The organism is Mesorhizobium sp. WSM3859, assembly GCF_002295065.1.
In the GTDB taxonomy this organism is placed as follows: Bacteria; Pseudomonadota; Alphaproteobacteria; order Rhizobiales; family Rhizobiaceae; genus Mesorhizobium.
Genome location: NZ_NSGG01000015.1, coordinates 1 through 20,677, shown reverse-complemented (window position 1 = coordinate 20,677; position 20,677 = coordinate 1). Strand labels below are relative to the sequence as shown.

The window sequence follows — 20,677 nt, the reverse complement described above, 5'->3', positions numbered from 1 at the left end:
CATCTACCCGGTGAGAATGGCCGCCACCAACCGCATACCGTCGGTGAGGACAATGACAAGCTCACCGGCGGTCCCGACGAGAATGTCGTCTATGCGCCGACGTGAAGGCCTGCGTGATGCGCTGGTCGTATGCCGAGTTGTTCGGCGTAGTTGCGATGTTACCACATCACACCACAGTTCCCGTCATGGCAACCGCAAATCACAAACTCAGTTCACGTCGAGGAGCGAAAGCAATATGCATCGTCGTAGTCTGATCAAAGGGTTCGTTGCACTCGGCGCATGTCCCATTTGCGCTGAGGCCGCCGCGGCGGCGGGCACCCATTGGGGATACGCCGGCCCAGCCGGGCCCGAACACTGGGGCGATCTGGATAAGACAAATTTCGTCTGCTCGGCGGGCACACAGCAGTCGCCGGTCGATATCAAGGGCGCGGTCAAAGCGGATATTCCGCACATCGCCATAGGTTGGCACAAGGGCGGCGGCAGGATGGTGAACAACGGCCACACCATTCAGATCAACCTGCCGCAAGGCAGCACGCTCACTCGAGGGGATCGTGTCTATGAGCTGCTCCAGTTCCATTTCCATGCGCCAAGCGAGCACCACGTCGCGGGCAAGAGCTTCCCGATGGAAGCGCATTTTGTCCATAAGGACACCGACAGCGACACTCTGGGTGTGCTGGGCGTGTTTCTAGCGTCAGGCGCCACAAATGCCAGCTTTGCCATGCTTGCTGCAGCATTCCCCGCAACATCAGGCGAAGAGGCAGCCGTCGACGAGGTCGACCCGAACGGGCTTCTGCCGGCTTCGCTTGGCTACTGGACATATGAAGGATCTTTGACGACGCCGCCGTGCACCGAAAACGTCGACTGGATGGTGGCGACGGAACCGGTTGAGGTCGACCCAGCGGACATCAAGCGGTTTACCTTGCTCTATCCCCGGAATGCGCGGCCTATCCGATCAGCCAATCGGCGCTTCATCCTGGGCCTCCGCTGAGGCACCTGCCGCCGCTCCGGGTCGCGGAGGCGCCTCTTGGGCGCTCATTCTGATCCTGGAGCGGACCAAGACAAATTTAAGCCGTCCAAGGAGAGAGGTAGGCGTGGCTTTCCTGTTCCAGCAGCATCCGGCCGCATACCAAACCCAGGTGGCGCTGGAATTCACGTCGGACCTTCGCCAGGCGTACACCACGGATCAAACGCCGCTTCCTTGGGAAACATGGCTCAGTTCCGACAAGGCAATTCTAATTGCGCTAGCCGCCTCGATTGCGCTCTTGGTCGGGACGCAGTGGCAGGCTCCCGAGATCAACGACGCCGTCCTAAGCGAGCTGCGAACCATTCAGATCAACGATGCATTGCTCCAGCGGGACGTCGCCCGTGCGCGAACCGATATGGCATTGGACTTCCGTTCGGTTGCGTCTACCGGACAGGCGCTGCAAAGCAACGTCGAAAACTTGCAACACCATCTCGAGATTTCGCCCGATGAGAGCTCCGGGGAATCCGCACTGCTCGCGCAGCTTAAAAATTCGATCAAAAACACTGAGGCTGCCATCTCAGCCTGGGTCAAGCAAAATCAGCTCATGAAAAGCTCTGTCGCAGACCTTGCTCGCTCGATTTTTCACCCTGGAGAGGCACCGTCGGGCAGGTTTGAACTTTCCAAGCTAGTGGTGTGGCTCAACCTCGCATCGCACATGGATCAGCCTCTCGAGCGATTTGCCAGGCAGGCCCGGGCTGCCGCGGATGTTTTGGGCAAGGCCGGCGCTGCCGTGTCTTCCTTATGGAGGTTGGACCAAGCTGCCAATCAGATCGCATCCCTCGACACGTCCTCCAAGGCCGCTGAACTGGAGCGGGAGCATCTGAAAGGCTACAGCCTGGCCAGCGCGCAAGCGCAACGTGCGCGACTTTTGTTTGGCTTGCTGTCCATATGCATCTGCTTGTTTGCGATCATTCGATCCTCCAGACAGCATCTGCGGACGAACCGACTGAAAAGGCGGTTGGAGCTTGAAGAGGCGATGAGCGAGATCGAAGCTCGCTTCAACGACAGTACAGCAAAGAACGACGCGGCGCGCTTTTCCACCGAAGCAGCGCTTAGACTCGTTCAACGCGTTTTCGATGCGGATCAATGCGCGCTTGCTCTGGTTGATCCGAGCCTCAGCAGGCATACTGAGTGCTTTGCGGCAAACACGTGCACACCCGTCTGGAACGTCGCCCTTATTGATGAAGTCGTTTCACTTGTCCGCGCCGGACGGCCAGTGTTTCGCGTATTTCCTGCGGCCGAAGTGGTTCGGACCGCCATAGGCACTTCCGGTGTTTGTCAAATTGTTGCTTGCAGGGCCGCCGATCAGCCGGCTGCGGTTTGCATCCTTGTTTTTGAACGAGATCGCTCACTCCCCTCAGCTGACGACCTCCCGGTTCTTGCCAGTGCTATCGTGCGTTTGAGCCACCATCTTGAGATGCAACGTGTAAATGCCGAACGCGACCTTCTGGTGAGTCGATGGGAGCATTTGGAAAGGTTAAGGACCGTCGGCACGATCGCAAGCGGCGCCACACATGAGTTCAACAATATTTTAGGGGCAATAATCGGATATTCAGAGGTTGCCCAAGGTCTTGTACGTCGTCCGTCTAAAATTCGGAACCACATCGACCAAATCATCTTAGCTGGACACCGAGCCAAGCTGATCGTTGACCAGATCTTGTCACTCAGCCGAAATCGAAAGCGCGTGGCAGTACCTATCAGCGTCTCCGAGATTGTTATGGATCTTGCGCCATTGCTGCGGGTTACAGTTCGTGCGGGTGTTCAGTTGAACTTCAAGATCAACGAGTGGCGAACGGTGGTCGAGGGCAGCCCGACCGAGATACAGCAGATCCTCATGAATCTGTGCAAGAACGCGTCGGAGGCTGTCTTGAACCAGGGCCGTGTCGAGATTAGCGTTTCTCGCGCCCAGGTGTGCCAAACAAAGCCGCTGGCTCAGGGCACCTTGAGACCTGGAGATTACGTTCTCCTCTCCATCAGCGACGATGGCCCAGGAATTGCAAGTTCGATACTTCCGCATGTCTTTGAGCCCTTTTTTACCACCCGCTCTCGCCTGGGCGGGACCGGGCTGGGTCTTGCCGCGGTTGACAGGCACGTGAGCGCGCTCGCAGGATGCCTTGACGTCACCTCGGTTGTTGGCCGAGGTACCCGCTTCGATATCTACTTACCGGCCTCCGAAGAGGAGCCAGTCAGCGCTGACATCGCTGTCGGCCCATACGACGGATCACTTGGCAACGGAGAAATCATTGCAGTCGTGGAGCCCGACCCAGCAGAGTTGGAGACCTACAAGAAGAAAATCGCCGCGCTGGGTTATAAGCCGGTCGGCTTCGCGACCTTCGAAAGCCTTTGCGGCTGGATCGAGAGTGGGAAGGCAGCCGACCTGCTGATTTTGGGTAAAGCGCCTTTCTTCGAGCGAGGACGAGCCGAACCCATATGCCCCACCCTCATGGCGGTGCCTGTCATAGTCGTCGGTGAGATCGACCCCATGCCGGTCACATTTGATAATCAGGCCTTCGTCTTTTGGTTATCGAAGCCGGTCTCATCCCGGACAATGGAGCATGCGGTCCGTACCATGATGATGGCATGATGCCGCCGACTCGCTCAGGCTACCCAAGCAATCTGAGAAGGCCCGTCAAAACGTCAAAAGGACATCGACGCAGAACAAAATGACGCGTCTGGTCACCGACTTATGGATCCCGAGACGTTATTCCAGCTTAGTGCTTGTTGAGAAGGTCGGCTACTGTCTCTCCCCGTCGCCGGGCATCGGCGGCGAGCCATACCTCTCCCACCTCATACACGTCGCCTTGGGTACGGAACGGGACAATGACGTCAATGGCAGCCGACAGCATGTCGAGAAGCGTGCGGTCTTCCACAGCGGCTCCTTGCGCGCTGCTCTTGACGAGTGAAAAGAGCTTTTTAAAACCTTGGACCGGATCCGCCCCATGAATCGTTGATATCGATCCCGCATGGCCGGAGACGACTTCGCTAAGGTAGGCCCAAGCGGCATCATCGCGCATCTCGCCAAGCAATATTCGATCAGGGCGCATGCGCAAGCTGGCTTGCAGCAGTTGCTCGGCTGTCACCGTCCCAACGCCTGCTCGGTCCTTCGGATAGAGTAACCGAACATGGTTCTCGTGCGGGATTGCAAGTTCGAGCGTGTCCTCGATACTGATCAACCTCTCTTGGGGGGGTATAGCGTCGATCAAAGTCTTGCTCATCGTCGTTTTGCCGCTTCCAGTAGGTCCGCAAAGCAGCATCGTAAGTCGCCCGCAAACGCAGGCCCGCAGAAATTCCTCCAAATCACCACGGTCGTAGTGCTGAAGAATCGTTTCGTCCTGCCGCTCCTGGCGCTCTTTTCTTGACCGCCACTGATTCCAACGGGAGTATTCGTAGCGAGAACAAACTTCCTTGAGTTCGGTCACACGACTTGAGGGACGCCGTATCGTCAGGCTTATTGTTCCTGAGGGTACAGCGGGCGGCAAACAGATCTGCAGCCGCTCTCCGTTCGGCAACTCAGTCGCACACAGGGGGCTTTGCGGTCCGACATCTTGCTTGCGCAACGCTCCAGCGAGTATCGCGATGTCCTCCAGATCGTCATAAGATAGCGGTAGCGGATGTTTCGTGAAAACGCCGGCCTGTCGGACAAAGGCTTCCCCCGGCCGGTTGATAGCGACCTCTTCGGTTCTTGGCTCCTCAAGCCATTTTAGAACGGGCTCGAGTAGCAAACGCAACTGAGGATCAGCCTCCGATCGCATTGTTGTCTCTCCTGCGTTCGCGATGTCGGGGGCTTGGCGCCGCGGCAGTCGCTCTAAGATCGTATACATCTGAGAAATCGAGGTCCCGAGCCACAAAGATGGACACAGCATCTCCCTGGTTTTTCTTCAGGGTAGGCGGAATGTTGACCGTCGCTCTCAGTGTCGTCTCGACGGCTTGTCCACCATTGCTCTGGAAGCTGTTGATGCCGCTTCCTCCGCCAGAGCTGGCCGCGTATTGACCGGCCGCCTGAAACGCGCCTTGGATGACGCTCATGAGAATCGCGCCGCCAAAGCGTTCCCGGAAGTGCTCGTCCACCATGCCAGGCATTCCGGAGCGGCCGAGCTCGTCAGCGCCCGGCGACGCTATCGAAACGAGGGCATGGTCTGGTGTTTCGATGCGCGTCCAGAGCACGAAGACACGCGCATCCCCCTGCTGGAGACCACGCTGGATTTCGCCAATCACGGTCGTCCCGCGGTCCAAGAGCACGACATTGTTGGTTGTGCCGCGGATGTCTTTAGGTAAGACGCACTTCACATAGCCGGGTAAATTTGTGTCGATTGCCGTCTGCAAAATGCAGGGAATGATCGTTCCTTGAGTAACCACGAGATCAGGGTGCTGCAAAAGCGTGGCCCGGCTCGGCTCCTGTATATCGGACTTCAATCGGCCTGAAAGATCGCCATCGATTGAACTCTCATCCTGGGTCGTGGGAGCATCCTTATGGTTGTCTTCGCTCCGCTGACCGTCATTGGGCATTTGACTGCTGCTAATATAGGCGAAAATTGGTGTTTCCTCCGGCGGCGCATCAGCTGGCGCCGTTGGGGGCGGCGTGGATGGTGCAGGATCTGCCGCCTGCGCCGCCTGCGCCGCCTGCGCGGGTGCTGGAGGTTCGGGAGCAATCTCCATTGGCACGGGGCGGAATGGCTCGGCGTTGGCGACAATTGCCGGTTTTGGCTGAGATGGCTCGTCTTGTGTGCTGGAACGACCTCCGAGCCAGATGAGCGATAGAGATGAAATCAGAACAAGAGCAGCGACGGCCAACTTCTGCGATCCCGAAACATGCCGGCGGGTCGGCTCGGTGACCATCGATCCCGATGCATGGACATCATGTGCCGCCTGTGGGCTGGTTTCCTTCATCGGCCCGAGCCTTTCAAAACGCGCCACACGTCGGGTGTCACTGTACCGGTCCCTGGCGCTCTTCCTAAAGGATCATAAGCCCTGTTGAAAATGGACAAAACCGTATTGCCATCTCTCAGACGCCATTCCCGGGCGACTGCGGATACTTCAACATAGTCCCCTTTGACCGTGTAATTGGCAGCGGCTTCCTTGCCGTCGGGATTGATAACGTAGAGGGAGGGTATGCGGGAATTGCTTGCGAAGCCAAATACGGTCGTAAAGCCATTATCGAAAACTTCCAGCGGCGCCAGCGATCGATCGCCCTTTGCGACGTAGTGAAAATTGCTTTCGGCCGTTGCCGCAGGCCGATTGAACAAATCCTGAACTCTCTGTTGCTGCAGCACTTTCGCGCGGGCCTGACCAAGAACCGAGCGCCTTTCTGCTTCCTTTCTCTTATCAGCAGCCTCATCATCAGGATAGGTGAACTGCACACTGTAGTATAGGTCAGGTTGCTTCTCGTCCAGTTTTGGCATCGCTCTCGTTGAAATACTGAAGACGTATCTCCGTGTACCCGACTCACTCTCGGCCAGCACGATGACCGGTTGCGGCGCGAGCATCCGGCTAGCCTTAAAAAAGAGGTAGTTGGCACGTGGGAGCGCAGCCAGGTCTTTGCTATTGGACACGGCCACGGCTGCGACGGTTTCGTTGGCAGCGAATGTGACAACCAGCGTTGCCCCCACTGCGGTCGACAGGTGCACCACTTCGTCAGCGCGGTAGGCAAGGTAGCGCATCCGCGCATCATGCTTGCCGGCAAGTGGTGTGTCTTCCGCGCACGCCTCCATCGTCAGGAAGAGTGAACAAGCCACCGCGAGAAACGCTCTTTTTTTCATGGCTGCACATTGCCCAGGTTGGATACGGTATCTTCCGAGGCTTGATAGGACGTGACGAGTAGACCTCCCGGATTGGTGAGCCTCGATTGGCCAGGCAGACCCGTCAAGCGCTCGTAGCGGATGGTAGCTGTCCAGGTGGTCACCATCGGCATCTGCCCATCGACAACAAGCGTACGTTTGTAACGGATCTGTTGAACGTCCGGACTGATGTCGTTTGAGGAAATATGCCCAACCTCGAGCTTGCCGCGCTTGCCGACCGTGACTTGCGGCGAAGTGGGATTCGGATAGTTGAAGAAATCTTGATATTGCTGTTGCACGGCCGGTGCGCTGAAACTAGATACGAGGTCATAGGCGTATTGGGCCGTATCTGCCGTGTAGCCCTCGCGCAGGCGTACATACTCCCATAGCGAAGCATTTATGACGGCTCGGTCTTGGGTTGCAGGCAGTTTTGAGATTGACACTTGGCTGTCAACGGTCCCGTCCGGCCGTACCCAGAGGAACACAGGTACGAGCTTGGCCAACGGGACCATGGCAGCGATGGTAAATGCTTGGGCAACGTTTCCTAGAACCGCCGCCGCCGCAAAGGCTATAAGGGCCTTTGACAGGCGCCGCGCAGACTTCGCTCGTGAAGTTTGAAACGCTTCCACCTCCTTGTAGTGGGCGGCTAGCCTTTCTCTGTCCACCAGAAGGGCATGTTCAGGAAACTTCACTTGGGCTCTTCCGCGCAATCGACCTGAAGATCCTTAGGCGTGGTTTCCCATTGTCCCACGTTGAGTTGGAATGGCGCACCCGCGCAGGTCGCAAGCCGATCGGTCGTCTTGCAGGCGGCCAAAGCTAGGATTGATAAGATTAGACAATATTTCATTTTTTAGCACCGCGCTTTTCGATTGATTAACCGCCCGCCGTTTTGGCAAAGTGGCGACTGAGGCTGTTAGGCGGTCGGTTCGCACCGGCCAAAGAGCCGCCGGCGATGCTGCTGGCGATCGCCGGAAGTGCGACGATCAAAGCGTCGCCAGCTAGGAAAAGCATGTCGAGTTCGTAAAGCCCGATGATCTTGGCTGCTGTTGTACCGGAGGCTTTGATCACCACAAGCATGATTCCCAGCGATACTGCTTCGGCCGCAATAACTATGGTGGCAACGATGTTGAGGAGGAGAAGCAGCAGCCCATACGAGAGCAGTTGGCCGATCCATTTGGCAGCCATGTCTCGAGTATGATCAAAAAGGTAGCCTACAAGAACCAGCGGGCCGATTGCCAAGAGCACCTTCGTCAGAATTCCGACGGCATCATAGATCTCAAATGCTGTCCACAGCGCACCGTAGAAAACCCATTGCGCCCCCTCGAAAGCAAGTATGTCCTGTCCATTCATAGGGCCTATCTCGGAAGCAATGCCTTGAATTGCATACTGAGTTGCAGAAAACATGAAGTCGAGCTTCTGGGGGATACTTGTAAAAGGCAAGTCGCTGCCACTGATTTGATGAGCAAGCCTTGGAATCGTGTCGTCGAAGACCGATTCAATGTACTTCTGGTAGTTGTCCTGCTCTAAGATAAGAGCAACGACGATCGATACCATGATTACGCGCGAGATACCCCCGCGCGCGTCGACTTGACCACGCATGACCAGACAGCCTTGGATTATTATCCAAAGCGTCACACACGCAACCAGAGGCGCACTGACCGCCGCTTGGACGTTTTCAACGACGTTTTGCAGGCCTAACGTAAAGGCCTGATCAAAGATCGTGTGTATCGTCGTGAATGGCGCGGGAATTTTGAAATTCATGGCCTGAGCCTGATTTGTCCCTGATCAGCGCAACTGAGCCCGATGAACTCTGCGTCGTTCACGGGAGGATGCTAAACATCTTGGCGGTGTCCTGGCGTTCGCGACGCTGCGTTGCGGCCTCCTCCGCGGCGTGAAGGCTCCCTTGTGCGGTGGCCATCGTCAGCAGACTGGTGGCCTGGACATTTTGGATGATCGCATCGTGAATCTGCTTGAGGACCAGACCGTTGGTCACTGTGGCCTGCACAATATTTCGCGAGCGGGAAAGCTGACCAAGCGTGTCGCTGTTGTTCTTAAGGCGCTTGTCCATTACGTCCAGAGTGTCGGCTGCAAGAGCTGCGGCATTGGCCGCACCAGTGATTTGCCCGTTTAACAGTTTCCCTTCCGCATCGGTGCCGGTGACTATCCTAGTTGGGTCCTGCGAAATGTTACGCGCCATGGTCGAAACTGGCGCCCGAGCATCAAACATCTGCCCCTCCAGCTTATTGCCCGACGGGTAGTGATTTCCTTGGTTCAGGGCGCCCAGCAGTCCCGTGACAGCAAATGACGACTTCAGCATCTCCACCATTTCGATCGTGGTAGCGAGCGTCTCGACTGACTTTACAAGGATCGCCGCAGTGGAACTCGCTGTTAGGGCCGATTGTATTTCTGTTGCCGGGTCGCTGACAATAAATTGGGACCGGGCCTGTGTGCTCAGCAGAAAGGAAGCAGCAAGCGTTGTTACTGCGAGCTTGGCAAATCTCATGAATATTCCTCCGTCAGTCTTGAACTTCGTGGTAACGAGCCATGAACTTATCGAGCCACGCACTTGGGGCATCGCCGTGCTGGTCACGAAGCTGGTCGGCAAAGCGCACGGTGTTGGCCCGCCCCGAGAGCACGGCTACATATTCGCGCATCTGGCCAAGATCGAATTCGCAAACAACACTCCCGCTGTCGCGCTTGAGCAAAAACTTGCGGCTGCCAATTGCCATTCCCTGGCGGATTGCCTCGAACTCTTGCGTGGTGCACTTCAAGCCATCGACATACGCAGCCCGGTCCGCCGTCGGTGATGGATAGAAAATCTTCGTCATGCATTGTGCAACGAGACTGGCTCCGAGGGGCGATTCAAGCACGTGTTCAGGCTGCTGCGTTGCGAGTATCAACATTCCGTTGTTCTTGCGAACAGTGAGCAAGAACTTGTCGATAACAGCCGAGAATTGGGGGTTGAGCAGATAGAAGCGAAATTCGTCGCAGCTCATGACGAACCGTCGGCCATCGACAACAGCGCCCACGCGGTGCAGAAGATATGCGGCGGCCGGCGCACAGACCTCCTCAAATTCCAGGAGCTGTGTCATGTCGAAGCCCGTAATGGAGGCATCCAGCCTTACTTCGTCGACATCGCCGTCAAAGGCCCATCCAAGCGCATTCCCTCTACACCACCGCTGCAGCCGCGCTCCTGCGCCCTCGGAGGCGCCGTGCAGCAGGAATTCGCGCAGGCCCGCAATTGAGCGCATGACGGGTTCGAACGAAAGTTGACGAACAATGCCACGTTCCAGTCGACGGCTTTCCTCCGGCGAGATCGGGCCACGGCCGTCGCTCTCGATTAAAGCCACCAGCCATTCGCGCAGAAAGTCCAACGAGGCGGAGGTATTGTCCAGTCCACGCAGAGGGGCCAAGCCGCTCGGAGCGCCTCTGCGCAACGCTAGATATGTCCCTCCGGTGGCTCGCACCAGCAGTTCACCACCCCGGTCCTTATCGAAAAAGACGATGGCACCATCGCGATCGACCACGCTTTGCTCAAGCATCGCGAGGATAAAGGTCATCAGCGTCGTCTTGCCTTTGCCGACAGGCCCGAATATCGCTGTCATGCCGACGTCATTCTCATGGGGGATGTAGTCGAAAGACGTTCCACCGTTCGTGCGAAAGCGCGCAACAGCTTTGCCCCAGTGGCCGGAAATGGAACCACTTGGGAAGTTCTCAAAAGAGACAAGCCCGGCAAAATTGTGCGAGGTGATCGCGCCGGGGCGCGTGCGCCACTTGTTGTTCCCCGGAAGTTGGGACCAGTACGCGGCCTCCATGCCGATACCCTCTTGGACGATAACGGCGCCCGCGTCGGCCAGCCTTGCGCGGGCATTTGCTGCCCGATCTGCAAGGCTGTGGAGGCTGTCCGCATAGACGCACAGACTCAGATGATGCGAACCCATGACGAACTCGTTGCTTGCCAGTGCGTCCTCTGCCTCGGCAAGTTCATTGATCTGGGTGAGAGCCTTGTCGCCAGCGCTCGTCATCTGGCTGGACTTAAGGCTAAGCTTCGCATGAGCTTGTGGCCGAGTGAGGAAGGAAAAGCTCTGGCTGAGGACAAGCGGGAAGTTGGCGGACAGCAAGGGATTTAGCATGCCTGGGCGCGTCGTCGCCGGATACTCACGGAACGAAAACAATGATCCCACGGAGCTACCGCGGGGTCTTCGAATCTCAAGCGCCCGCTTTCCGCAGATGACCTGGTCAGTGTAGATCGAGGCGCCAAGTGAGCCGGTAACCATCGGAACCGGAAGAAACCGGCAAGTCATTATCAGCCGAAGCGCCTCACCGATTTCCGTGAACAGCACGTCACCTTTCTCACGAATACCCAACCGGCGCAGACCGTAACCGCCGAGTGACCCAGCAATGATCTGCCAGAGGTCCTCCAGGCTTCGCATTTGTGTGGCCAGATCGTTGTCATTCCGCCTGGGGGATTTGGCAATGCGCCAGCCGATCTTGCCGATTGCGGTGCGGGGGAACACGACGACAGTGAGGAAGTGATCGTTGCGAAAGAGCTTGCCCGACAGCACACGGCTCTCGTAGGCCTCGCTCAGACTGCCAGCGAATGCACTTTGAAACTGGCGCGATGCCGGCTCCGCCACATCGTTGTTTCGCACAAGATGAGCGTATAGCGTGACATTGTCATCGGCGATGTTGCGCAAGAGAGTGTTGAACGCGCGGCAGCGCGAGTTGCGCATCTCAGCGTCTTCCAAATCAAACGGCAGCCCGTTGACGTGTGCCATGGCCATGATCGATCCGTCTTCCAGAAGGACAACCTGGTCGCTTAGATGACCGACATATGGAAGATAGATCTCGCCAGATCTCTCGGTCCGGCCACTGGCGCCAAACATCACACCATTCCTCTTCCGCGTTTCGGCACCCTGATCGGATTGGCGCTTACGCTCGCGCCGCCCCAGACCGGCCCGTCGACGCTTCTGCCGGCCGTCTGCAAATAGAGGAACGCGACGCTTGCGGCGTTATAGTCACGCTCAACAATCAGCCGTGCTCCGAACCAGAGTGGCACGAGCACGACTTCATAAAGTGGGTTCTTTAGGATAATGATGACGAGCCCCGCCAACATCATGAGCAATCCGGCCAGCGTCAGCGGCACCCCCAAAAACAGTGCGGGGCGTGTCGCCGCCACATAGAGGGTGCTCACTTCCAATCGGTCGCTCATCAGCCACCGCCTATGAGCGCCTTGCCCAGGAAACTGGCGCCAAACATGATGACGATTCCTCCAACGACACCCGCAACCAGGCCAAGTGAGGCACGACCGAACATCCAGGAGATACCGATGGCCACCAGTCCGAGCACGGCCAGTGATTGTCCGAAGGGACCAAGTATGAAGGTGCAGATATTCTGGACCATCTTGGCAGGATCCGTCCCTCCGGTCACCTGGGCCGCGGCTGGCCCGCTGGAGAAGACCGCCCACGCCACGCCTGCAGCAGCGGCCGGTACATATTCAGCCGTCATGCGCAGCATGGAAAAAGGCGAAGGAACACGCGTTTTAAGCGCACGAAGTATCTTGAGTGGCTTCATCATTGTATCTCCATGATTCAATCGAATACGAGTTTGTTCGGGGTCGAGGGTTCCCGCTCTTCCGCAGCCTGGCTGCCGGTCGGACCGGATGGATCGGCCCCGGAGCGGTCTGGCTGATAGGAGCCCCAGATATCCCAGGAATTTTGGTTGGGCTGCTTTCTATTGGCCTGTTGGCTCTGTTGGAGCAGAGGCGGCACAGCTTTTCGACCGGGTGCTTCAACATGTAGTGCATCTCGAGCGGTCGGCTCCATCGTTCGCTCAAGGTGACTTGAGATGTCCTTTGCGGCCGACTCGACCTTGCGTACATAACCGTTGGCGAAACCACGCGTGACGTCGCCCGTGTTATAGGCCGAGATGGCACGGCGAAGCGCCAGTTGCTGCGCCGGAGCAGTCGTGCCGCCGGCATACCGGCTTTCAAGCAAGTGGGCGGCAGCCGAAAGGGAGGCGCAGGGCTCGAAAGCCTTTTCCGGCGTGAGACTGAGCATGGGAAAGTTCTTGCTGTTTATCTGCATCAATCCAACATCGACAGAATGTTGTGCTTCGAGCCGGTCCTTGATGCCCCGCGTGGCTTCCAAGTGGTCCATCCAGCGAAGCTGCTCGCCTGTGGTGTTGTCATGAGCCACCAGCGTCTCAAAGCCACTTTCAATCTTGGCAATCGCGGCCAGGGTAGACGGCGCAACCCAGGGAGCGCATTTGCGCGATAGGCGGTGGAACTCACGGGGCGAAAGTGGCGCGGGCTCGGCTGGGAGTGACAACATGGATGTCAACAGGACAATAGCCAGTGGCCAAACTGCAATAAACATTCCCTATCACCCACCTTTCAAGCCGCCGGACGGGTTCTGGCCCTGTCCGGCACGCGCTTATCGGGGAGGTTTGTTACTGTGTGATGTTCAAGTTGAGCTTTTCGGTTTCAATTGAAACAAAGACATTTCTTCAGGGAGAAAAGACGCGGTCCGAGCTGGCGCAGGAGTCTGATGTGCATGCGCACTAGATCACGGATTGGAGAAAGCCGATTCTGTAAGGAGCCGCGAACGCATTTCGGCGCGGCGGAAAAATCGGAGCCGAGGTGGACATGAAGGCCGTCCATGCCCAAGGTCGGAGAATGACGCCGGCGAACCTGGTTCAGCTGTTCGGCCGCGCACTGGATGAGTTGATCATACAGTCCCATCGGGAGAAAACCGCAGGCCCTTGACGGAATCCGACGGCTACCGCCGGGCACAATCACGAGATCGATTCTGGCGCTGTCGAGCTTTTTGAGGTGCTGCCCGTGACGTGACAGGCTCAATGTGGAGGTCTCGCGTAAGCTGAGAAATGTTAGGTCGGAGGGTAACCGTCCTCTGCCAAAACAAGATGCGATGCCGCCCGCCATCTCGGAAGGACCCGGCTTGGCAGGCGACATGCTATTTGGCACAAAACCGCTGTAGCGAATCACGTTTGTCCTTTCGCCGACACCTTTCAGGGACTCAAACGCGGCGCTGCTCAACCACGTCGGGCTCCCACGAGTCTGACGATATCGAGATGATCCAGGCCGCAAGCGCCAGATAACGTCACGAGGGCAACCACATTGGAGGCGACTCGGCATCCATGCCGAAAGAATCCGAATGTGTGAGCAGGCCCGCGTCAAAACTGACAAAACGGGAATCATGATCCGGAAAAGCGAAAGACCTCACGGCAGGTCATGTTAGCGCTTGAACCTGTCTGGTCTCACGGCTAGATGCATGCCGCCAATTCGCGATCGACAAGGTCCAGCTTTCTACCGATTCTGGACGACCCAGGCCCTCGTTACTGGCCGCCTGCAGCGGCGGGTGGGACCAAGGGGCAGCTGTTCTATATCCGTGCCCTAGAATTGCTCGGCAACAGCTTAGACAAGGCGATTCGAAATTGAAGGTGAGCCGTTGAAACATGTTCTTGTCATCGATGATGATGCCGCAATGCGGCGCCTCATCGCCGAGTACCTCACGATGCATGCCTTGAAGGTAACCGTAGTCCACGATACCAAGCAGTTTGACTATGTTCTTTCACACGAGCCAGTCGATCTCGTGATTGTTGACCTTAATCTAGGCCGGGAGGATGGACTTGCGATCGTCCGCAATCTGGCGACAAAGTCGGACGTTCCGATCATAGTGATCAGCGGCGACCGGCTCGAGGAGGCGGAAAAAGTGGTTGCACTGGAACTCGGCGCAACCGATTTCATTGCCAAGCCTTTCGGGATGCGCGAATTCTTGGCCCGCATTCGGGTGGCGTTACGCGAGCGCATTCCGCGAACCAGAGATCAGCGCTCATTTCGCTTTGGGGCCTGGAAGCTTAGCGTCAAGCAGCGGCGACTGATCTGTGAGGTGCGTGGCGAGGTCAAGCTTACCGCATGTGAGTTCAATCTCTTGATCGCGTTCCTGGAGAACCCACGCAACGTGTTATCCAGAGAACGGCTTTTGCTCGCGAGCCGTGTCCGTGGAGAAGAGGTCTATGATCGAAGTGTGGATGTCCTGATCATGCGCCTGCGCCGAAAGCTGGAGGTTGATGCGGCCAATCCTCGGCTAGTCAAAACATCCCGTGGTGCAGGGTACTTCTTCAACGCTGACGTAGATGTCAGCTACGGAGGCACCTCGGCCGCTTGACCGCACGCTATTCTGGAGTTTCCCGAGTACATCCGCCACCGTGCCGACCGGAAGAAAAATCGAGCTGATCGCAGGCCGCTCGCGGCCTGAAGACGGCGCTCCGCGCTACATCGGTTCGTACACGGCGATGATCGCGAACTGCAACGGCGCATTCTCGACCATCTCAAGAAGCAGGGCGTCCAGGCCAATCAGGATTTACCTTCATCAACGACGGTGGGGAAAGAAGTCCGCCCTCGCTCGCGGAAACGATAGCGCCGGCGGCGAGAGCATGTCCTCGACTGGTTCCATATCGCCATGCGCATCCGGTCCTTCGCCAGTGCGTGCAAGGGCTCGAAAACCACGACCAGCAGGCCGGACAGGACCTGCTTGAAAGCTTGCGCAGAATCAAATGGCATCTCTGACATCGTAACGTCTATCGTGACCGTGACGAAATCGCCGACCTGCAGTTCGACGCGGAAGGTCTCGAAACAGGCTAGCGGAACATGCGCAAGTTCATGGCCGCCGTCGGCGGGTTCCAAGCCTACATCGCCTTCCAACAGTGCCAGCCTGATCAATTACGGCGAGAGCTACCGGTCTGGAGATCGCATCAGCGCCTCTGTCCTCAAAAGAGCTGTTCTGCTTGGCCCAGCCATGGAGCTCAACGTCCCGCGTCGGAGCGCTCTCTGCTTCTGGAGGAAGCCATCAGGTCCGCTCGGGCTTGATCGGAGTCTTGCCTGATGGACGATGTATTTGCTTCGCTCGCTTGCCGCCTCGTGGCGAGGGTTTGCGGACTGTCAGTCCTCTGCCTCTTCGCCGGTCTCAACAGCGCTGTGTAATGTTCAGTGTTGATGATGACGCCCCCGCTGTTCACGCGGTTGCTCCTGTCAAGTGTACTCGTCAGCTCGTCCTTGCCCAAGCGCCGTTCAAACGGCGCTGGCGCGACTTGTCGGGCTTGCTGCTCTTGCAACACGGCGCGTTGAACCTGCGACCCGGCTGCTCCAACAGCTTCCGCGGGGATTGCGGCAAGCTCGTGCGGCAAGCGCCCCTGCCTCAGTCGGTTTTGCAGCGCCTGCCGATCGGCGACGAGGTTGTCGAGGTGCAGCGGCCGCTGCCGTTCCGGCCACTCTTGGTTCGCCAATCTCTGAACCAGCGCGCGCGTTCCGTCCACCACGAAGACGCCGCAATCAACAGCGTTGTTCTGCTGCGCCATGTCGGGTGTCACCACGGTGGTCGCGTGCAGTCTTGCTGCGAGCTCTCGTGCAGGCGCGTCATTGTATCCCCGTCCATCGCGCTGATGGATGGAGTCGTAGTGATAGGCGACCGCTCTTTCCGGGTCGCGGCGATCAACGAGCAGCAGCGACCAATGCTCATTGTGTCCCTCATTCTCCACCGTAGCCAAAGGATTGCCACTGTTCACTGGCAGGAACACGAAGTCGGCTGGGATGTCGCTGTGATGATAGATGGACAGCAATGTAAGTTGCGGGTCCCGGTCGTGACGGCGCAGTTGCTGGGAGACCAAGGGATCGACCAGCCGCGTTCGGGCGGCTAGCACTGGGTGGGCCGCCTGCAGGTTCTGCTCCAGCAACTGGTAATCCCTGCTGATATGGGCGTCATCCAGCAGGTCGGGGCCGAGCACCGCCCCCCGGGGGAGGTTGGACGGGCCTGACGGAAAAGCTCCGATCCGAGCATCGGAGGAGGTGGTCAGATCGACCAACGGAACACCGCGATAGGTGTCTGACAGCCTGGCGGTCGCTGGCGAGGCGGGCCCTGGAGCCCTTGCCGGTACTGCTGCCGCTGTACCTTCACCCATCGGACCCGGATCGACGAGCCAAAAGTCGTTGCGCCCTTCCGGCCTTTCGGCGGTGTAGCCGTGGCCTTTAATCTCGTAGTTCCATTCCGGCTTTTCCGCATCCGGCAAGAGGCCATGGCGGTCCAAGAAAGGGAGCATCGCGTCTGGCACGCGTTGGGTCCCATGGGAGAAGCCTTTGGGGACGGCGAATGAAACGTTTATAGAGTGCTCGATCGCAGCGGGGAGGTCAGACCATGCGGAGGGCGCGGCCTGCGCATACAGCCTTCCGAAGTGTTCGGACCCTGTCCCTTGAACGGGTACCCCTTCCAATGGCAATCTACCCAACTGCTGCATGGGGAGCTCCATCGGCATGCGGCCGCCTGAATTGCCGAGTTGGCTCAGCTGCTGCTGGATGGCGGCTTGCGGCGTATCCAGAGCCCTCTGCCTCTCCGCTGGCCGCAACAGCGCTGTGGAATGTTCATTGTTGATGATGACCCACTCGGTTGGCAGGTGGTCGCCCTGGCCCGCATCCGGTGAGGGCCGGATCTGCTGTTGGCTCGCAGCTAACGCTGGCGGGGCGGCGGCCTCAACCTCGGCGTGCCTAGAGCCGGCCGCTGCGAAAGCGTCCGCCACGCTTCTGTCTGACGCGGACTCCGCATCGCGAACCCGTTCCAGCGCCAACCGGAGATAATGGTTGCCTGGAAATAATGTCTCGGCGAGTTCGATCCGCGAATTATGATCCAGCCCAGAGATCGTCTGGCCCCGACTCTCAAGCGCCTCAGAAAACCTGCGAAGACTACGACTGTAGACAACACGGGTGCTTGAGGCCAAGCTGCTGTCACCTGTCACTTGTTCTATGACGCGCGCGTCTGCCTTTGACGGCACTGTCACTGGCCACCGGCCAGCCGCTGAATAGCCCGGCTCATGATATGCACGCAGGACTTTCAACGCCGTCCTCATGTCAACGTTTTTCGGAAAGAAAGCATCGACGTGATCGACCAGGGATTGGTGATTTTTTAGATCAGTCGCTTGGCCGCGAGAGCCGAGATCATTCGCCAATCGGCGAAGCGCATTCGAGTATATTCGGAGCGTCGGCGCGCTATGGTGTTGCTGAGCCGCAGCGTGGCCGATCGCCTTATCAATAACGTCCCGGTGTTCGTCGGACAGATGGGAATAGCGGGTAGCAGGGGCGCCGACGGTGGCTGAATAGCCCGGCTCATGATACGCACGCAGGACATTCAAAACCCGCTTCATTTCATCGTTTTTCGGAAAGAAAGCGTCGACGTGATCGACCAGGAATTGGTGATTACTTAGATCAGTCGCTTGGCCGCGAGCGCCGAGATCATTCCCCAATCGGCGAAGTGCACACGTGTATTTTCGAACCGTGCTCTCGCTATATTTTTGCTGAGCCGCAACGTGAGTGATCGCTTTATCAATAAGGTCCCGGTGTTCGTCGGAGAGATGGGGATAGCGGGCATCACGGGCGCCACTCGCGACAGGTTCGCCTCGGCGCGGGTCGGCCACGCGCTGCTCAAAGCTTGCTTGCGGGGCCTGGCCCGCATCCGGCAAGGGGCCATGGCGGTCCAAGAAAGGGAGCATCGCGTCTGGGACGCGTTGGGTCCCAAGGGGGAAGCCTTTGGGGACGGCGAATGAGACTTTTATGGAGTTCTCGACGGCAGCGGCGGGCTCAACCCTTGCGGAGGGCGCGGCCTCCGCATGCAGCCTTCCGATGTGTTCGGACCCTGTCCGTTGAACGGGTACCCCTTCCAATGGCAATTCACCTGACTGCTGTCTGGGGGGCTGCATCGGCACGCGGCCGCCTGAATTGCCAAGTTCGCTCAGCTGCTGCTGGATGGCGGCTTGAGGCGTATTCAGGACTCTCTGCCTCTCCGCCGAATGTTCAGTGTTGATGATGACGCCCCCGCTGTTCACGCGGTTGCTCCTGTCAAGTGTACTCGTCAGCTCGTCCTTGCCCAAGCGCCGTTCAAACGGCGCTGGCGCGACTTGTCGGGCTTGCTGCTCTTGCAACACGGCGCGTTGAACCTGCGACCCGGCTGCTCCAACAGCTTCCGCGGGGATTGCGGCAAGCTCGTGCGGCAAGCGCCCCTGCCTCAGTCGGTTTTGCAGCGCCTGCCGATCGGCGACGAGGTTGTCGAGGTGCAGCGGCCGCTGCCGTTCCGGCCACTCTTGGTTCGCCAATCTCTGAACCAGCGCGCGCGTTCCGTCCACCACGAAGACGCCGCAATCAACAGCGTTGTTCTGCTGCGCCATGTCGGGTGTCACCACGGTGGTCGCGTGCAGTCTTGCTGCGAGCTCTCGTGCAGGCGCGTCATTGTATCCCCGTCCATCGCGCTGATGGATGGAGTCGTAGTGATAGGCGACCGCTCTTTCCGGGTCGCGGCGATCAACGAGCAGCAGCGACCAATGCTCATTGTGTCCCTCATTCTCCACCGTAGCCAAAGGATTGCCACTGTTCACTGGCAGGAACACGAAGTCGGCTGGGATGTCGCTGTGATGATAGATGGACAGCAATGTAAGTTGCGGGTCCCGGTCGTGACGGCGCAGTTGCTGGGAGACCAAGGGATCGACCAGCCGCGTTCGGGCGGCTAGCACTGGGTGGGCCGCCTGCAGGTTCTGCTCCAGCAACTGGTAATCCCTGCTGATATGGGCGTCATCCAGCAGGTCGGGGCCGAGCACCGCCCCCCGGGGGAGGTTGGACGGGCCTGACGGAAAAGCTCCGATCCGAGCATCGGAGGAGGTGGTCAGATCGACCAACGGAACACCGCGATAGGTGTCTGACAGCCTGGCGGTCGCTGGCGAGGCGGGCCCTGGAGCCCTTGCCGGTACTGCTGCCGCTGTACCTTCACCCATCGGACCCGGATCGACGAGCCAAAAGTCGTTGCGCCCTTCCGGCCTTTCGGCGGTGTAGCCGTGGCCTTTAATCTCGTAGTTCCATTCCGGCTTTTCCGCATCCGGCAAGAGGCCATGGCGGTCCAAGAAAGGGAGCATCGCGTCTGGCACGCGTTGGGTCCCATGGGAGAAGCCTTTGGGGACGGCGAATGAAACGTTTATAGAGTGCTCGATCGCAGCGGGGAGGTCAGACCATGCGGAGGGCGCGGCCTGCGCATACAGCCTTCCGAAGTGTTCGGACCCTGTCCCTTGAACGGGTACCCCTTCCAATGGCAATCTACCCAACTGCTGCATGGGGAGCTCCATCGGCATGCGGCCGCCTGAATTGCCGAGTTGGCTCAGCTGCTGCTGGATGGCGGCTTGCGGCGTATCCAGGGCCCTCTGCCTCTCCGCTGGCCGCAACAGCGCTGTGGAATGTTCATTGTTGATGATGACCCACTCGGTTGGCAGGTGGTCGCCCTGGCCCGCATCCGGTGAGGGCCGGATCTGCTGTTGGCTCGCAGCTAACGCTGGCGGGGCAGCGGCCTCAACCTCGGCGTGCCTAGAGCCGGCCGCTGCGAAAGCGTCCGCCACGCTTCTGTCTGACGCGGACTCCGCATCGCGAACCCGTTGCAGCGCGGAGAGGAGATTGCCGTTGCCTGGAAACAATCTCTCCGCGAATTCGATCCGCGAATCGTGATCCAGCCCAGAGATCGTCTGGCCCCGACTCTCAAGCGCCTCAGAAAATCTGCGAAGAGTACGACTGTAGACAACACGGGTGCTTGAGGCCAAGCTGCTGTCACCTGTCACTTGTTCTATGACGCGCGCGTCTGCCTTTGACGGCACTGTCACTGGCCACCGGCCAGCCGCTGAATAGCCCGGCTCATGATATGCACGCAGGACTTTCAACGCCGTCCTCATGTCAACGTTTTTCGGAAAGAAAGCATCGACGTGATCGACCAGGGATTGGTGATTTTTTAGATCAGTCGCTTGGCCGCGAGAGCCGAGATCATTCGCCAATCGGCGAAGCGCA

16 protein-coding genes and 1 pseudogene are annotated in these 20,677 nt (G+C 58.4%); 4 read left to right on the top strand and 13 right to left on the bottom strand.

Going from position 1 to position 20,677, the window contains the following annotated elements; all coding sequences use genetic code 11:
- The first annotated feature begins 235 nt into the window (after positions 1–235).
- Positions 236–988 (top strand): carbonic anhydrase, encoded by a 753-nt coding sequence (locus CK230_RS25735; RefSeq protein ID WP_095796129.1) that lies wholly within the window; start codon positions 236–238, stop codon positions 986–988.
- A 103-nt stretch (positions 989–1,091) separates the two neighbouring features.
- Positions 1,092–3,608, top strand: coding sequence for a two-component system VirA-like sensor kinase (locus CK230_RS25730; RefSeq protein ID WP_095796130.1), 2,517 nt, complete (start codon positions 1,092–1,094; stop codon positions 3,606–3,608).
- A gap of 127 nt (positions 3,609–3,735) precedes the next feature.
- On the opposite strand, the gene virB11 is transcribed toward CK230_RS25730, so the two are convergent.
- From virB11 to CK230_RS32675, 12 genes are all read right to left on the bottom strand, one after another.
- On the bottom strand, positions 3,736–4,776 hold the full coding sequence (gene virB11 / locus CK230_RS25725; protein ID WP_095796131.1) for a P-type DNA transfer ATPase VirB11: 1,041 nt from the start codon (positions 4,774–4,776) through the stop codon (positions 3,736–3,738).
- The gene (gene virB10 / locus CK230_RS25720; RefSeq protein WP_095796132.1) at positions 4,760–5,911 is read right to left on the bottom strand and encodes a type IV secretion system protein VirB10; all 1,152 of its coding nucleotides are present in this window, start codon (positions 5,909–5,911) and stop codon (positions 4,760–4,762) included. Before virB10 ends, virB11 begins: the two co-directional genes overlap by 17 nt.
- Entirely contained in the window at positions 5,908–6,780 is an 873-nt protein-coding gene (locus CK230_RS25715; protein WP_095796133.1) for a TrbG/VirB9 family P-type conjugative transfer protein, read from the bottom strand. Before CK230_RS25715 ends, virB10 begins: the two co-directional genes overlap by 4 nt.
- On the bottom strand, positions 6,777–7,490 hold the full coding sequence (locus tag CK230_RS25710; RefSeq protein WP_095783620.1) for a type IV secretion system protein VirB8: 714 nt from the start codon (positions 7,488–7,490) through the stop codon (positions 6,777–6,779). The genes CK230_RS25715 and CK230_RS25710 overlap by 4 nt, the downstream gene beginning before the upstream one ends.
- On the bottom strand, positions 7,487–7,645 hold the full coding sequence (locus CK230_RS25705) for a type IV secretion system lipoprotein VirB7 (protein ID WP_095783619.1): 159 nt from the start codon (positions 7,643–7,645) through the stop codon (positions 7,487–7,489). Before CK230_RS25705 ends, CK230_RS25710 begins: the two co-directional genes overlap by 4 nt.
- 26 nt (positions 7,646–7,671) lie before the next feature.
- Positions 7,672–8,559, bottom strand: a complete 888-nt coding sequence (locus CK230_RS25700; protein ID WP_095796134.1) for a type IV secretion system protein — start codon at positions 8,557–8,559, stop codon at positions 7,672–7,674.
- Between the two features lie 58 nt (positions 8,560–8,617).
- The gene (locus CK230_RS25695; protein WP_095783617.1) at positions 8,618–9,301 is read right to left on the bottom strand and encodes a type IV secretion system protein VirB5; all 684 of its coding nucleotides are present in this window, start codon (positions 9,299–9,301) and stop codon (positions 8,618–8,620) included.
- A gap of 13 nt (positions 9,302–9,314) precedes the next feature.
- Entirely contained in the window at positions 9,315–11,684 is a 2,370-nt protein-coding gene (locus tag CK230_RS25690; protein WP_095783616.1) for a VirB4 family type IV secretion/conjugal transfer ATPase, read from the bottom strand.
- Entirely contained in the window at positions 11,684–12,010 is a 327-nt protein-coding gene (locus tag CK230_RS25685) for a type IV secretion system protein VirB3 (protein WP_095783615.1), read from the bottom strand. Before CK230_RS25685 ends, CK230_RS25690 begins: the two co-directional genes overlap by 1 nt.
- Complete coding sequence (virB2, locus tag CK230_RS25680; RefSeq protein WP_245330194.1) at positions 12,010–12,315, bottom strand: pilin major subunit VirB2; 306 nt, start codon at positions 12,313–12,315, stop codon at positions 12,010–12,012. The genes CK230_RS25685 and virB2 overlap by 1 nt, the downstream gene beginning before the upstream one ends.
- A 74-nt stretch (positions 12,316–12,389) precedes the next feature.
- Complete coding sequence (locus CK230_RS25675) at positions 12,390–13,175, bottom strand: type IV secretion system lytic transglycosylase VirB1 (protein WP_095796135.1); 786 nt, start codon at positions 13,173–13,175, stop codon at positions 12,390–12,392.
- Between the two features lie 107 nt (positions 13,176–13,282).
- On the bottom strand, positions 13,283–13,855 hold the full coding sequence (locus tag CK230_RS32675; RefSeq protein ID WP_141246096.1) for a hypothetical protein: 573 nt from the start codon (positions 13,853–13,855) through the stop codon (positions 13,283–13,285).
- A 412-nt stretch (positions 13,856–14,267) separates the two neighbouring features.
- Between CK230_RS32675 and CK230_RS25670 the strand changes: the two genes are divergently transcribed.
- Together CK230_RS25670 and CK230_RS33670 are read left to right on the top strand one after the other, a co-directional pair.
- The gene (locus tag CK230_RS25670) at positions 14,268–14,987 is read left to right on the top strand and encodes a response regulator (RefSeq protein ID WP_095783612.1); all 720 of its coding nucleotides are present in this window, start codon (positions 14,268–14,270) and stop codon (positions 14,985–14,987) included.
- Positions 14,988–15,014: 27 nt separating this feature from the next.
- Positions 15,015–15,593: pseudogene (locus tag CK230_RS33670) on the top strand (ISKra4 family transposase); the annotation flags it as partial.
- 31 nt (positions 15,594–15,624) lie between these two features.
- Here the strand turns inward: CK230_RS33670 and CK230_RS25660 are convergent.
- Positions 15,625–20,677 (bottom strand): Ulp1 family isopeptidase (locus CK230_RS25660; RefSeq protein ID WP_245430066.1); only part of this gene is annotated, 5,053 nt, incomplete at its 5' end.

Coding starts and splice junctions, on each gene's coding strand:
- CK230_RS25735 (WP_095796129.1), top strand. CDS start 236: ATGCATCGTCGTAGTCTGATCAAAGGGTTCGTTGCACTCGGCGCATGT.
- virB11 (WP_095796131.1), bottom strand. CDS start 4,776: ATGCGATCGGAGGCTGATCCTCAGTTGCGTTTGCTACTCGAGCCCGTT.
- virB10 (WP_095796132.1), bottom strand. CDS start 5,911: ATGAAGGAAACCAGCCCACAGGCGGCACATGATGTCCATGCATCGGGA.
- CK230_RS25715 (WP_095796133.1), bottom strand. CDS start 6,780: ATGAAAAAAAGAGCGTTTCTCGCGGTGGCTTGTTCACTCTTCCTGACG.
- CK230_RS25705 (WP_095783619.1), bottom strand. CDS start 7,645: ATGAAATATTGTCTAATCTTATCAATCCTAGCTTTGGCCGCCTGCAAG.
- CK230_RS25700 (WP_095796134.1), bottom strand. CDS start 8,559: ATGAATTTCAAAATTCCCGCGCCATTCACGACGATACACACGATCTTT.
- CK230_RS25695 (WP_095783617.1), bottom strand. CDS start 9,301: ATGAGATTTGCCAAGCTCGCAGTAACAACGCTTGCTGCTTCCTTTCTG.
- CK230_RS25690 (WP_095783616.1), bottom strand. CDS start 11,684: ATGTTTGGCGCCAGTGGCCGGACCGAGAGATCTGGCGAGATCTATCTT.
- CK230_RS25685 (WP_095783615.1), bottom strand. CDS start 12,010: ATGAGCGACCGATTGGAAGTGAGCACCCTCTATGTGGCGGCGACACGC.
- virB2 (WP_245330194.1), bottom strand. CDS start 12,315: ATGCTGCGCATGACGGCTGAATATGTACCGGCCGCTGCTGCAGGCGTG.
- CK230_RS25675 (WP_095796135.1), bottom strand. CDS start 13,175: ATGTTTATTGCAGTTTGGCCACTGGCTATTGTCCTGTTGACATCCATG.